The organism is Enterococcus haemoperoxidus ATCC BAA-382, from assembly GCF_000407165.1.
GTDB lineage: Bacteria > Bacillota > Bacilli > Lactobacillales > Enterococcaceae > Enterococcus_L > Enterococcus_L haemoperoxidus.
The window spans coordinates 33,258-46,603 of record NZ_KE136480.1 but is presented as its reverse complement, the minus strand read 5'-3'; the positions used below and the strand labels follow the sequence as shown (position 1 = coordinate 46,603).

The following is a 13,346-nucleotide window of genomic DNA, read 5'->3' as shown; positions in this document are numbered from 1 at the left end:
AATTTAAAATTAATACTAGGAGAAGTAACTATGAAGCAAAATTTTGCAATTATCGGTCTAGGGAGATTCGGTGGAAGCATTTGTCAGACATTGATAGAATCTGGTCAAGAAGTTTTAGCTATTGATAGTAACGAAGATCGAGTGAATGAATACATGAATATAGCAACACATGCAGTTGTAGCGAATGCACAAGATGAGGCAACTTTGCGTTCATTAGGTATTCGTAACTTTGACCATGTCGTTGTTGCTATCGGTGAGGATATTCAAGCAAGTATTTTGGTCACTTTGATGGTTAAAGAAATGGGTGTGCCAAATGTTTTAGCTAAAGCTGTAAATGAATATCATGCAAGAGTTTTAGAAAAGATTGGTGCTGACCTAGTTGTCCATCCAGAACGAGATATGGGGATCAGGGTTGCACATAAATTAGTCTCTAGAAATATTTTAGATTACATTGAACTATCTAGTGAAGTATCTTTAGCAGAAATTCGTGTCTCTAATCCAAAATTTTATGGAAAAACATTAGGGGAGCTAAATTTTCGTCAACGCTTTGGATTAACGGTTGTTGCTATACGCCGTTCAAAATCTGAAGTAATCGCATCTCCAGCAGCCGAAGAGATGGTTAGAGAAAATGACAACTTGTTAGTTGTTGGTGAAACAGATGATGTCGATTTGTTGGATGAAAAAATGAACGAGTAAACTCAAGCACTTTATTCTCTGAAAATTAGACTCTATGCTAAAATGACAAGTGTGCTATGCTTTTATGTTAGGAGGAAACTAAAAATGAAATTAACAATTACGCCGCGCGCGCAACAATGGTTCAAAGATGAGATAGGGGTTACTTCTGATAGTGGTATTCGCTTTTATGGCAAAATTTACGGCAAAACAGATGTCCATGAAGGTTTTTCTATCGCAATGTCTGTTGAAGCACCGGATCAGCCATTGGTCAAAGAAGAGATTGATGGAATTACTTATTTCATTGAAGAAACGGACGATTGGTTTTTTAAAGGGTACGATTTATTTGTAGATTATGATGAAGAAACAGACGAACCAAAATATAAATTCGCTGAAAATAAAGAAGACTTACAACAGTAGCTTGATCAGTTTTTCAACTAGATTACAAGGTAAAAAGAAGTGAGGCAAAACTAAAAAATAGTTTTGTCTCACTTCTTAAATAAGAGGATACATTTAGTAGGTGAATCAATCAGCTAAAGAAAAAGATTTTGCTGTATATTGTTTATGTAACGTATCAATCAACCCCACTTGATAATCTAATGCAGGAGATAATGGGATGACTTGGAAATTCCCATTATGTATTATTCTATCAGGTATTAAAAGTTTTGACGTTGCTATGTAAAAATCGTAGTCTTCCTCAGAAGTTGAAGAAACAAACGAGACAGTGAGAAATGAAATTTGTTCTAAAAAATCGAAAAGAGACTGCAGAAAAATAGCATTTGGTGATAAGATAATGCCCACATTCAATTGATATTTAGGATTGCTCCGTTCATAAAAAGGGAGTAGTAAAAATGAACAAATGTAGACTAGGTCTTCTAAACAGTTTTTTATCCAAATAAATTCAGGTTTTAAAATAATCTCTTTCAAGAAAGCTCTAACTTTTTCAGAAAGAGGGGTATATAAAGGATTTTGTTCTTTTATACAAGTCTCCATAAAGTTGATAGTAAGCGGTAGTGAGTCTTCTAATACAGAGTGATTTAAGCATGTCGTAAAAATATTAGTATTCAGTAACTCTCTCTCATCATTAGATAGTTTTTTTTCTGAGAACAATGGTAGATAAAATTCTTCAAATCGCTCAATTAAATCACCTAAAGGCTGTTGCTCACTATTCATATACTCTTTTACATAGACAATTCTTGGATCATCTGCATAAAAATAAATATTCCAATAAAACATCATAAAAGAAAGAAAAGTAGATTCTCGTTCTATGAATTCTTGAGGCAAATTTAATTTTTTTAGTTTTTTAATAAAGGATATATTTACAGTAGGAAAAGCCAATTGTTTAAATGGCGGTTCAATGATAACATGTTTCTTCTGAATCCGTAATTGAGAGATTGTCGTCAGCAAATACCACTCTCTAGGTTCTGTATAGGTCATCCATTGATGGTCGGCTTCATCGAATAAATCAAAGCCTCTTTTTGTTTCATCTAACGCTAAAAAAAGATCTTCTCCATAAGATGCAATCCAAAAGAAGTTTAAATAAACAATGCGAATCAAATTTTCTTTTCCAGTAAGCTGAAGTTTGGAACAGTTTAATTGGATATCAAAATCCTTTAAATAATTAATTAGAGGTTGAAGTCTTCTAATAACAGAAGCTCGACTAATGAAATGGTCCCTACAAAAATCTTCTATTGTGTAATTGTTCTCTAAAATTGTTGCAAGTAAAAATTTATAAGGTAAACTTTTTCGAAATAAAAATTGCGAATATGGAATGTCACGTAGCTTTGATACATCGATATGTACTTTTCCTTGGTCATTCAGTAACTCAAGTCCTTGCTTTTCTTTGAGGTCATCATGTATTTCAGAAAATAAAGAGTTTAATCGAGCGTATGAAAAATCTGTGAATTGCTCAAAATAATGAATGCTATATGTACCGTTTGTGCTGCCTAATAATTGGTTAAAAACGCTGAGTTTGCGTTGGGCAACATCGTCAAGCAAAATGTTTTCAAGCATATTTAGTCTCCCTTTTATAAATAATTATGATTTTTATATCAATTGAAAAGTTATATATTTCACAAAAGTAAATATATTATAGATAATAAAATCATTTACTCTATCTATAATAACCATTTATCGAATAGATTTCAATTAGAAATTAAACATAAAATAAAAATGTAATGATTATTTAAAGTTGCGTTAATATAATTTTAGAGTTTTTAAAGTCTTTATTTATCAAGGTTTTTTCATGTTTCGTTTAGGTTTAATTAAAAAATATCTGTTATTTATATTTTGTAAATTTGTTTTTCGAAGCAACTCCGTTTTTTGATTTGCTGTCTGTACATGAGAAAGTAAGATGAGTCATAATCTTTTTGTTAGTTTGTTATAGGATATATGCTATAATCGACAAAGAATACTTTTTTTGGAGGAAATTTCATGCTATCAATTATCGTTCCTTGTTACAATGAAGAGGAATCTATCCCGTTGTTTTTTGAAGAAGTGGAGAAAGTGAGTTCACAAATTCAACATGACATAGAATATATATTTATTAATGACGGATCTAAAGATCAAACGTTAAATACGCTTAGAAAGTTATACAAAGAACATCCTGAAAAAGTACGTTTTATTTCTTTTTCCAGAAATTTTGGGAAAGAAGCTGGGCTATATGCAGGCCTTAAAGAAGCAAGAGGAAGTCTAGTGACCGTGATGGATGTGGACTTACAAGATCCTCCGGAATTATTGCCTAAAATGATTCAAATGCTAGAGGGAAATAAAGAACTCGATTGCATCGGTACAAGGCGAGGCGATCGTGAGGGAGAACCGCCTATTCGTAGTTTTTTTGCTAAGATGTTTTATCGTCTAGTCAATAAGATTGGTGAGACAGAAATGGTCGATGGTGCTAGAGACTTTCGCCTGATGACACGTCAGATGGTGGATGCTATTTTAGAACTGACTGAGTATAACCGTTTTTCAAAAGGTATTTTCAGTTGGGTAGGTTTTAATACGGAGTATCTTTCTTACGAGAATCGTGAAAGAGTTGCTGGCTCTACTTCTTGGTCGTTTTGGAGTTTGTTGAGTTATTCAATTGATGGGATCGTTAATTTTTCGGAAGCACCATTAAACTTAGCTTCTTATGTAGGGGCCTTTTCGTGTGTGGGTTCAGTTCTTGCGATGTTTGTTATTTTCTTTAGAACGATTATCAAAGGGGACCCTACAAGTGGTTGGCCGTCTATGGTATGTATTATTTTGTTTGTTGGCGGTTTGCAGTTGCTTTGTCTAGGCATTATCGGTAAATATATTGGGAAAATCTTTTTGGAAACAAAAAAACGGCCAATTTACCTTGTTAAAGAAACTGAAAAAGATCAAAAATAATAAAAATGGTGGCTCGAAGGTTTGCGCTTCGAACCACCATTTTTATAGATTTCATTAATAGCCTTGGTGTAAGGCTATTTCATTTTTAGCTAAAGACTTATCTTTCAAGAATTGTCTAAGGTTCGGAATGAATATATTCAACAATTTTTCCTTGAATTGAGGAGTTAAACCAGAAATATGTGGCGTAATCAAAACGTTCTCCATTGACCATAATGGGCTATTTTCAGGCAAAGGTTCCTCTTCAAAAACATCCAAAGCAGCAAAACTCAGTTGCCCTGTATTTAATGCTTGAACCAAATCGTTTGTGTTGATAGAAGGACCTCGACCGACATTAATAAAAACAGTTCCCGGTTTCATTGCAAGAAACATTCGTTCATTATACATTTGATAAGTATCGTCAGTCAGAGGAAGGATATTCACAACGATGTCCATTTCTTTAACAATACGACTCATGTTTTTATGGGAATAACACTCGATAAAACCATTTGTTACGTGACCAGAAGTGTTTACTCCGTAGGTTTGAATACCTAAGCCTTGTGCAAAAACTGCAAGCTGTTGTCCGATGTGTCCCGTGCCAACAATTAGCATTTTTTGCATAGAAAGTTGTCGATAGGAAACATTGTCTCTTGTCCATTGTTTATTTGCTTGATTAATGATACTGGTACGAATACCTCTAAATTCAGCTAATAAAACACCTAAAACATGTTCAGAAATTGAAATACTATGAATCCCGCTAGCATTAGATAGTAAAATTCCTTTTTCAGCGAAACGTTCTAAATCATATGTGTCCACACCTGCAGAAATAGATTGGACCCATGCTAGTCGGCTAGTATCGGAATCTAACAAGCGTTGCCCTAATTCTTTATCCCAGCCTAACATAATTTCAATATCATCCTCAATCAATTCCGGTGATTCTCTTTTAGCATCAATAATAATATAATCAGGAGCAGTTTGTCTGATTGTTTCAACTTGTTCTTCTTTCATTTGCTCATAAAGATAGATTAGTGGTTGTCCCATGGTGATTCCCCCTCGCTAATCCATTGTAACAAAAAAGTACCGCAAACAAAAAAAGATTGAACTATTGAAAAGTCTCAATCTTTTTTTGAACGTTATTACACTATATTTTTTCTCCACGAGCGTATGCAGCTGCTAGAATATCGACTTCTTTTTTTAACTCATTGACCATGATCTCTTCTGGAACCGTACGAATGATTTTCCCCTTTTTGAAAAGCATCCCTTTGCCGTTTCCACCAGCAATGCCAATATCTGCTTCACGTGCTTCGCCAGGTCCATTAACAGCACAACCTAAAACGGCAACTTTGATAGGAGCCTTGATTTTTTCGATGTATTCTTCAATTTCATTAGCAATCGGAATCAAGTCGATTTCAATTCGTCCACAAGTAGGGCACGAAATCAACGTAGCAGCATTACTTGCTAAACCAAAGGCTTTTAAAACTTCTTTAGCAACTTTTATTTCTTCTACTGGGTCTGCAGATAATGAAACACGGCATGTATTTCCAATGCCTTTGGAAAGCAATGCCCCAAGACCAGCTGCAGATTTTATTCCGCCTGAAAATTTAGTTCCAGCTTCCGTTATCCCTAAATGTAAAGGATAATCAAAGGTTTGAGCTGCTAAAGTATATGCTTCGATAGCTAAATTAACATCACTGGCTTTTAATGAGACAATAATATCGTAAAAATCTAAATCTTCAAGTATTTTAATATGCTCAACAGCGCTAGCCACCATCGCTTCAGCAGTTGGATAACCATATTGTTGCAAGAATTTTTTTTCTAATGAACCAGCATTAACGCCGATTCTAATAGGAATACCTTTCTCTTTACAAGCAGTGACAACTTTTTCTACACGGTCCTTACGTCCGATATTTCCAGGATTGATTCTGATTTTATCAACACCTTGTTCGATCGCTTTTAAAGCCAAACGATAGTCAAAATGAATATCAGCGACTAAGGGAATCGAAATCTGACTTTTGATAGCACCTATTGCTTCAGCTGCGGCTTCATCAGGAACGGCTACACGGACAATTTGGCATCCAGCTTCTTCTAAACGTTTTATTTGGGCTACAGTACCTTCAACATCATGCGTTTTTGTTGTACACATGCTTTGGATAAAAAGCTCATCATTTCCGCCGATTGTTAAATCTCCAATTCTAACCTGACGTGTATTTTTACGATGGGTCAATTTTCCCATAATTATTTCTCTCCTTATTACACTATTATTTTATTTTGGTGATGACATCTTAATGCGAACATGTTTATCTTAACACATAAGTATAAACCAGAGAATGTAAGAAAAGTTTAAGCTTTGATTGAAACAATTAGTTTTTAAGATTAAGCTAACGGCGGTTCTTTTCTCTCTTCTTTACGAATAGCAATGAAGAAAATCAATAGAGAAACAAAGACAATTAAAAAGCTATCATCAAATGACCGATTGATAAAATGAAGTATACTACTAAAAATCACTGGAAGTGTGGCGCAATAAGTTGAGATCTTTAGACAATCCAAAAAACGCAAGTTGTACAGACGAATTTTACTATAAAGATTTGCGCCAATCGTAATCATAAGTAAGTTGATAATAAGATTAATGAATGTGGGATATAAAGTAAACACAAAAATGACTAATTTGATCCAAAATGGAACACTAGCTTCATCTAATGATTCTTTTAGATCCTTACTGTTTAAACCATCCAATGAACCTTTAGAATAAGGGATTTCAAATTGATTAGCACCTAGCAACGAGTCAGCGGCACCCGAATTTGGTAAAGCTACCACAAATTCATCTTGTAAAAAACCTAAACCAACAGCATTTCCAACCAAATCGGTCGTAACGTCGCTAAGTGATCGCTTTCCCTCGGGATCAAAAGTGAAAATAATAGAGTTTGTTTGATAAATGAATCCTTCAACGTTAGTTGCTGTGTCTAGTTTTCCGTCAATAATTTTAAAGTCTGGCAATTTTGCTGCAATTTTTTGACCATCATTCTTGATATCTTGCATAATAGAAAATATTTGTTTTGTTATTGGTAAAGCAAGAATGATGCTTAGGAAAATAACGTATAAAATGACCTTCCAAAAAGACATTTTTTTAGCCTGATGGAGATCAGTAAACTGAAATAGTGAGTGTTTAAAAAGCGTAAATGAGTTCATATATTCTCTCCTGACTTGAAATTGAGTACACACGTCATTTTAAAGGAGTTAGCAGGGAAAAACAAGTTTTGCCCGAACTTTGTAAGCAATTACTTTGAAGGTTACCATAAAATCTGTTATGCTAAGAATGTATGAAACGCTATACTTAATTAATGGAGGGATTTTTTATGACTTACACTTTACCAGATTTACCTTATGCTTATGATGCATTAGAACCTTATATTGATGTAGAAACAATGCATCTACACCATGACAAACATCACAACACTTACGTGACGAACTTAAATGCAGCAATCGACAAACACCCTGAACTAGGAACAAAATCAGTAGAAGACTTGATTGCTGACATGGATAGTATTCCTGAAGATATTCGTACAGCAGTACGTAATAATGGTGGCGGACACGCAAATCACTCTTTCTTTTGGGAAATTATGGCTCCTAACGCAGGTGGAGCACCAACAGGTGACATCAAAGACGCTATTGATGCTACTTTTGGCAGTTTTGATAAATTAAAAGAAGAATTTAAAGCAGCAGCAACTGGACGTTTTGGTTCAGGTTGGGCATGGTTGGTCTTAAATAACGGCAAATTAGAAATTACTTCAACACCTAACCAAGATTCTCCTTTGATGGATGGTAAAACACCCGTTTTAGGTTTAGATGTTTGGGAACATGCTTACTACCTAAATTACAAAAATGTACGTCCTGATTATATAGATGCTTTTTGGAATCTTGTAAACTGGGATGAAGTTAATAAACGCTTTGCAGCGGCTAAATAAGCAGAAAAAATTATAAAAATTAGAAACTTTTTGAGGAAAACAGTAAATTACACTGTTTTCCTCTTTTTATTTGTGGCATACTAATAGTTAGGAATATAAAAAAAGGAAGGCAAAAGAGTAAAGGAGATTTAGAATGAATATAACTATGCAAAAAGTTCATGGGTCAGAAAATGATTTTTTTTTAATTGATGAGACCGAATTAGAACGCCCTTTTACTGATAAGGAAATTGATGATTTGCGCACTAGTTTGTGTGATAGAAAGACTGGTTTACTCGGTGGTGCTGATGGTCTTTTGCTAGTTGAGAAAGTGTTGAATGGTGAAGCAATAGCTAAGATGCGAGTTATCAATAGCGATGGAAGTGAAGCGAGTATGTGCGGTAATGGCTTGCGTACTGTTGCTAGGTATTTAGCAGAAAAATATGAGAAAGAATCCTTCACAGTAGAAACAATGTTTGCTGATCTTAAAGTACGACAAGCACCAAACCTAGGGGAACATGTTGCTACGTATCAAGTAGAGATCTCACCTGTTAGTTTTGAAGCTGATGCGATTCCGATGCAAGCTAAAAATAATACGATTATAGACGAAGTAATTCCAGAATTGTCCAGTGATTTGAAATTTTCGGTTGTAGCTGTTCCAAATCCCCATTTGATCACATTTGTGGATCATCAAACACTTATGGGAGATGAATTTGAGCGAATAGCCGCATATGTAAATGGAGAGAATCCAATTTTTACAGATGGAGTCAATGTCAGTTTTGTAGAAATAATAGGAAAAAATAAAATATTTGTGCGAACATTCGAACGTGGCGTTGGTTTTACCAATGCTTGTGGAACCGCAATGTGTGCCAGCAGCTTAATGTATGTATTGTTGAGTGGTGGTAAGTTTAATGAGACTATTACTGTTAGAAATATGGGCGGTATGGTAAAAACGGTTGTACATGAAGATGATTCGGATGGGTATTGGATGGAATTAATCGGGAATGCGACTATTACATATCTAATCGCAGGCTCCCTTACGGATTTTACTGAAGGCAACTTTGAAAAATCAATTATTAAAGAAACAACTGAACAAGCAGATTATGTAGCTTTTTTGAATGCTATCAAATAATTTGTGAGTGATTAAAAATAGAATTGTTGTGAAAAAATAAAAAGAGGTTGGTTACAAAAAGGTAGGTATGTTAAAGGAGTGTAAGAGTGATAAAAAGTTGGTTGGTAAATCGAGATAGAGTAAAAATAATCATTTATTTGATTGTGATTAGTTGCTCAATAGGTATTTGTTTATTAGGAATCAGAATAAATGCTAAACAGCAACATCAACGAAAAATTGAATATGCTGAAGCAACAGTAGAGAATGAGGCTGTAAAGATCAAACAGCTGAACAAACAAGTTCGTCAATTCTATAGAAATGATGAACAAGAGTTTTTAACCGATTCGATCAAAGAATCTTCAATCAAGGAAGTTGAAGGACAGATAGCTGCAGTAAAGTATGAGGCAGAAGATTTTGGCTTGAACAGTAAAGAGTTCTCTACAGGTCATACTGAAATAGGCCAAAGAAAAATAGAATTGACTAATAGTATCAAGAACGTGAGAAAGAAATACACTATACAAAATGAGATAACGAAGCTACTTGTCCAAGGGCCAACTGACTGGTCAGTTAAAGATGAGACCCTTGTCATTAGCGAAGAAGCAACTGCTGAAAAAATAACGCGCATAAGAGAGAAGCTATCTGGAAATACAGGTGCTTGGCATGATGCAATTACACTATTACTGGATGAAATAGATACTCAAGTTACGCAATATAGTGAATTGGAAAAATCGATCAATCTGATGAGAGAAGGCGAAGAATTAACAAGTAATGCAAATTCTGAAAATTATATTCTTAACTACAATCAGCTTGAGCTCATTAAAAATGAGACGTTAAGAAATCGCTTGTCTGATAAGCTGGATATAATTGGAAAACTTCTAGATAATATTCCGGTTAACGTAGGACCAAATGTCATAGAAGAAGAAGTACTACTTCCGGAGAGCGGATAACGTGCTGACAAAAAAGTCTTAACGAAATAAGTAGAGCTTGTCTCTAAATTCGTTTATTTTTTAATCGTTAGCGTATGCTTGTTATTTTATAATTAGTTTTACGCCTAGTTTATCTAGTGTTTATATTATTTGTACGTAGTTAATGGAGGAAAAGATGGAAGAGACAATCAGTTTACAAGAGTTAATTGGAGTATTAAAGAAACGTGTAGGTTTGATTATTGTTAGTATGTTTTTAGGACTAGGAATTGCAGGGGTTTTGACTTACTTTGTGATCACCCCTAAGTATAGTTCTCAGGCACAGTTGATCGTTCGATTACCGCAAAATGAAACAACGAATGTCAACGATATCAATGGTAATCTGCAAATGATCAACACGTATAAAGATTTGATCAAAAGTGACACGGTAATGAGTGAAGTGCAACAAAGAATGAAGGAAAAACATGAAAATGATTTGTCCGTTGAAGAATTAGGCGCAAGTGTTTCTGTTAATCAGTCACAAAATTCACAAATGTTTTCGATTGTATCAAAAGTGACTGATCCAGTTGTCGCTCAAAATATTGCGAATCAGACAGCTTCGGTTTTCCAAGAGAAAGCAAAAGATATGTTAAATGTAGACAAAATCACGATCATATCAGCAGCTACAGCTAATATCAAACCAGTTTCGCCAAATGATAAGTTGAATTTAATAATTGGTTTAGCCTTGGGTATAATGTGTGGAATCGCAGCAGCCTTTATTTTAGAACTATTTGATAAAACAATTAAAGATGACCGTTTTGTGGAAGAAGATCTTGGTTTTACTATCTTAGGAGTGGTTCCTAATATGACAGCAAAAGAGCTGAGTGCAAAAGTTGTTAGAACACCACCGAATTCGTCTGTTACTGAATCAAGAAATTTAAATACAGAGATTCCAAGACCTGTGTTAAAAGAAAAATCGAATTCAGATGAGTCTACGCCAGCGCGTAGAAGTCGTCCAAGAGTCTAAAGGAGTAAGAAATGGCAAATAAAATAAGACATCAAAAGAAACAAAAAACAAGAGCAGTCAGTTTGATTACTCTAGCGGATAAATCTTCACCTATATCAGAACAATTTCGAACGATTCGAACAAATATTCAGTATGCTATGGTAGATCGAGATTTAAAGACATTGGTTATTACATCTTCTGGACCAAGCGAAGGGAAATCTACTACTTCTGCTAATCTAGCTGTTGTTTTTGCTAATTCTGGTAAACGTGTATTACTGGTGGATGCAGATATGAGAAAGCCAACTGTTGCTAAGACTTTTTCTTTGGATAATACCCGTGGATTAAGTACGTTGTTGGGAAGTCGAGAAATAGCATTACATCAAGTGGTCCAATCATCTGGAGTAGACAATTTGTTCTTGATGACTAGCGGACCTAAACCGCCAAATCCATCTGAATTATTGGATTCTAGAAGGATGGGTGAGCTATTGCAAGAATTGAAACAGCAATATGATTTGATTATCTTTGATATGCCACCGGTTGTTGCTGTAACGGATGCGCAGATTGTTTCTTCTAAATCAGATGGAACGATCATAGTTGTTCGTGAAAATGTCTCAAAAAGAGATTCCCTTTTGAAGGCAAAAAATTTACTAGAGATGGTAGATGCAAATATCCTTGGTGTTGTGTATAACGGATCTAAAAACATTTCAGATCAGGGCTATTATTATGGTTCATAGAAAATAGAAAGGAACAAGCGAATGATTGATTTACATTGTCACATACTACCTGGAATAGACGATGGAGCTCAATCGATCGATGATTCAATTGATATGGCGGAAATGGCTGTCAAACAAGGAATTACTCATATCTTATGTACGCCTCACCATAATAATGGTAAGTATGATAATTCAGCTGGTAAAGTTATTTCTTGTGTCTCAGCATTGCAAGAAGAATTGGATCGTCGAAAGGTTCCGCTTACGTTATTTGAAGGGCAAGAAGTACGTATTGGAGGTGAATTGTTAGAACAAATTCAAACGAATGATATTTTATTTGCGGATTTGAATAATCGCTATCTATTGATTGAATTTCCGACAAATGAGATACCCGCGTATTCAAAACAGATGTTTTACAAATTATTGGAGGCAGGGCACGTTCCAATAATTGTGCATCCGGAAAGAAACAGTAAGTTTATTGAAGATCCTAATCGTCTGTTGCCTTTTTTAGAAATGGGTGTGTTAACTCAATTAACAGCTCCTAGTTATGTTGGTATTTTTGGGAGCAAAATTGAAAAAATAGCAAAACAAATGGTTGCGCATAGTATGGTGTACATGATGGCATCTGATGCGCATAATATTGACAAACGTGGTTTTTTTATGAAAAAAGCTTACGATGCTATTGCAGCAGATATGGGATCAGACTATGTTGAAGCAATGCAGCAAATGGCTAAGGATATCTTGAATGGAGATGATATCCAACGGCCAGAATTTAAGGAGATTAAAAAGAAAAAATTTGGTTTGTTTTAGGAATGGTATAAAAGTAACACATATAGTTGTTGGTATGCATTGATTACATAATAGTTGTTGTTATATAAAACGTGCATAACTTTGTTGTTGGTGTTATGGGATTTGTTTTTTTAAAGGAGTGTTAAATTTGGAGGGAAAGTTTGCAAACACAGGTAGAAATACAGTGCAAAAAGAATTATATATAAAAATAGGGGATAACGTGGATGATCCAGATTTTGGCAAAAACTTTGGGAGGAAAACGTTATATTTTCGTGTGTTCAAAAGAGGAATAGACATTTTAGGTAGTTTATTGGGGCTTATTCTCTTGAGTCCAGTATTTGTCATAGTTGCTTTTTTGATAAAGCAAGAAGATTCAAAAGGTCCAATCGTTTTTTCTCAAAAAAGGGTTGGAAAGAATGGGAATTTATTCACTATGTATAAATTTCGTTCCATGTGTGCCGATGCAGAAGAGCAATTGGAGGAACTACTTGAATTTAATGAAATCGAAGGAGCTATGTTCAAAATAAAGGAAGATCCTAGAGTAACAAAGATAGGGAAAAAGATTCGTAAAACTAGTATTGATGAGCTCCCTCAACTTTTTAATGTTTTAAAAGGAGAGATGTCATTAGTTGGGCCTAGACCTCCATTAAAAAGAGAGGTTGATGAGTACAGTCAACGTGATATGTTACGTCTGTGTGTTAAACCTGGCTGCACAGGGTTATGGCAGATTCGAGGGCGAAATGACGTTCATTTTGATGATATGGTGGAATTTGATTTGGAATATATTGAAACCCAGTCGGTGTGGAATGATTTGAAGATTATTTCCCAGACGATTAAAGTAATGTTTTTATCTAGAGGAGCATATTAAAAATT

At 34.7% G+C, this 13,346-nt stretch carries 14 protein-coding genes; 10 read left to right on the top strand and 4 right to left on the bottom strand.

Going from position 1 to position 13,346, the window contains the following annotated elements; all coding sequences use genetic code 11:
* The first annotated feature begins 30 nt into the window (after positions 1 to 30).
* Both I583_RS11060 and I583_RS11055 read left to right on the top strand, forming a co-directional pair.
* Positions 31 to 696 carry a potassium channel family protein gene (locus I583_RS11060; RefSeq protein WP_010760393.1) on the top strand — a complete coding sequence of 222 codons (666 nt, stop codon included), beginning with the start codon at positions 31 to 33 and terminating at the stop codon, positions 694 to 696.
* A gap of 84 nt (positions 697 to 780) precedes the next feature.
* Positions 781 to 1,092 carry a HesB/YadR/YfhF family protein gene (locus tag I583_RS11055; protein ID WP_010760394.1) on the top strand — a complete coding sequence of 104 codons (312 nt, stop codon included), beginning with the start codon at positions 781 to 783 and terminating at the stop codon, positions 1,090 to 1,092.
* Between the two features lie 105 nt (positions 1,093 to 1,197).
* Here I583_RS11055 and I583_RS11050 read toward each other — a convergent pair whose 3' ends face one another.
* A complete protein-coding gene (locus tag I583_RS11050) occupies positions 1,198 to 2,685 on the bottom strand; it encodes a helix-turn-helix domain-containing protein (protein ID WP_010760395.1) in 1,488 nt (495 codons plus the stop codon).
* 420 nt (positions 2,686 to 3,105) lie between these two features.
* On the opposite strand from I583_RS11050, the gene I583_RS11045 reads away from it, so the two are divergent.
* Entirely contained in the window at positions 3,106 to 4,041 is a 936-nt protein-coding gene (locus tag I583_RS11045) for a glycosyltransferase family 2 protein (RefSeq protein WP_010760396.1), read from the top strand.
* Between the two features lie 54 nt (positions 4,042 to 4,095).
* On the opposite strand, the gene I583_RS11040 is transcribed toward I583_RS11045, so the two are convergent.
* From I583_RS11040 to I583_RS11030, 3 genes are all read right to left on the bottom strand, one after another.
* Positions 4,096 to 5,058, bottom strand: coding sequence for a phosphoglycerate dehydrogenase (locus tag I583_RS11040; RefSeq protein WP_010760397.1), 963 nt, complete (start codon positions 5,056 to 5,058; stop codon positions 4,096 to 4,098).
* 100 nt (positions 5,059 to 5,158) lie between these two features.
* Complete coding sequence (ispG, locus tag I583_RS11035; protein ID WP_010760398.1) at positions 5,159 to 6,250, bottom strand: flavodoxin-dependent (E)-4-hydroxy-3-methylbut-2-enyl-diphosphate synthase; 1,092 nt, start codon at positions 6,248 to 6,250, stop codon at positions 5,159 to 5,161.
* Between the two features lie 140 nt (positions 6,251 to 6,390).
* Positions 6,391 to 7,203, bottom strand: coding sequence for a DUF1189 domain-containing protein (locus tag I583_RS11030; protein WP_010760399.1), 813 nt, complete (start codon positions 7,201 to 7,203; stop codon positions 6,391 to 6,393).
* A 167-nt stretch (positions 7,204 to 7,370) separates the two neighbouring features.
* Between I583_RS11030 and I583_RS11025 the strand changes: the two genes are divergently transcribed.
* From I583_RS11025 to I583_RS10995, 7 genes are all read left to right on the top strand, one after another.
* Positions 7,371 to 7,979: a superoxide dismutase gene (locus I583_RS11025; protein WP_010760400.1), complete on the top strand. Its 609-nt coding sequence runs from the start codon at positions 7,371 to 7,373 to the stop codon at positions 7,977 to 7,979.
* A 133-nt stretch (positions 7,980 to 8,112) separates the two neighbouring features.
* A complete protein-coding gene (dapF, locus tag I583_RS11020; protein ID WP_010760401.1) occupies positions 8,113 to 9,087 on the top strand; it encodes a diaminopimelate epimerase in 975 nt (324 codons plus the stop codon).
* A gap of 86 nt (positions 9,088 to 9,173) precedes the next feature.
* Positions 9,174 to 10,013: a hypothetical protein gene (locus tag I583_RS11015; protein WP_010760402.1), complete on the top strand. Its 840-nt coding sequence runs from the start codon at positions 9,174 to 9,176 to the stop codon at positions 10,011 to 10,013.
* A gap of 154 nt (positions 10,014 to 10,167) precedes the next feature.
* Entirely contained in the window at positions 10,168 to 10,995 is an 828-nt protein-coding gene (locus tag I583_RS11010; protein WP_010760403.1) for a YveK family protein, read from the top strand.
* An 11-nt stretch (positions 10,996 to 11,006) separates the two neighbouring features.
* Positions 11,007 to 11,708 carry a CpsD/CapB family tyrosine-protein kinase gene (locus tag I583_RS11005; protein WP_010760404.1) on the top strand — a complete coding sequence of 234 codons (702 nt, stop codon included), beginning with the start codon at positions 11,007 to 11,009 and terminating at the stop codon, positions 11,706 to 11,708.
* A 21-nt stretch (positions 11,709 to 11,729) separates the two neighbouring features.
* Positions 11,730 to 12,494, top strand: a complete 765-nt coding sequence (locus I583_RS11000) for a tyrosine-protein phosphatase (RefSeq protein ID WP_010760405.1) — start codon at positions 11,730 to 11,732, stop codon at positions 12,492 to 12,494.
* Between the two features lie 127 nt (positions 12,495 to 12,621).
* Positions 12,622 to 13,341: a sugar transferase gene (locus I583_RS10995; RefSeq protein WP_010760406.1), complete on the top strand. Its 720-nt coding sequence runs from the start codon at positions 12,622 to 12,624 to the stop codon at positions 13,339 to 13,341.
* The last annotated feature ends 5 nt before the right edge of the window (positions 13,342 to 13,346 follow it).

What these genes read in the sequence shown, in the direction of transcription:
- I583_RS11060 (WP_010760393.1), top strand. Translation starts at nt 31, where the DNA reads ATGAAGCAAAATTTTGCAATTATCGGTCTAGGGAGATTCGGTGGAAGC.
- I583_RS11055 (WP_010760394.1), top strand. Translation starts at nt 781, where the DNA reads ATGAAATTAACAATTACGCCGCGCGCGCAACAATGGTTCAAAGATGAG.
- I583_RS11050 (WP_010760395.1), bottom strand. Translation starts at nt 2,685, where the DNA reads ATGCTTGAAAACATTTTGCTTGACGATGTTGCCCAACGCAAACTCAGC.
- I583_RS11045 (WP_010760396.1), top strand. Translation starts at nt 3,106, where the DNA reads ATGCTATCAATTATCGTTCCTTGTTACAATGAAGAGGAATCTATCCCG.
- I583_RS11040 (WP_010760397.1), bottom strand. Translation starts at nt 5,058, where the DNA reads ATGGGACAACCACTAATCTATCTTTATGAGCAAATGAAAGAAGAACAA.
- ispG (WP_010760398.1), bottom strand. Translation starts at nt 6,250, where the DNA reads ATGGGAAAATTGACCCATCGTAAAAATACACGTCAGGTTAGAATTGGA.
- I583_RS11030 (WP_010760399.1), bottom strand. Translation starts at nt 7,203, where the DNA reads ATGAACTCATTTACGCTTTTTAAACACTCACTATTTCAGTTTACTGAT.
- I583_RS11025 (WP_010760400.1), top strand. Translation starts at nt 7,371, where the DNA reads ATGACTTACACTTTACCAGATTTACCTTATGCTTATGATGCATTAGAA.
- dapF (WP_010760401.1), top strand. Translation starts at nt 8,113, where the DNA reads ATGAATATAACTATGCAAAAAGTTCATGGGTCAGAAAATGATTTTTTT.
- I583_RS11010 (WP_010760403.1), top strand. Translation starts at nt 10,168, where the DNA reads ATGGAAGAGACAATCAGTTTACAAGAGTTAATTGGAGTATTAAAGAAA.
- I583_RS11005 (WP_010760404.1), top strand. Translation starts at nt 11,007, where the DNA reads ATGGCAAATAAAATAAGACATCAAAAGAAACAAAAAACAAGAGCAGTC.
- I583_RS11000 (WP_010760405.1), top strand. Translation starts at nt 11,730, where the DNA reads ATGATTGATTTACATTGTCACATACTACCTGGAATAGACGATGGAGCT.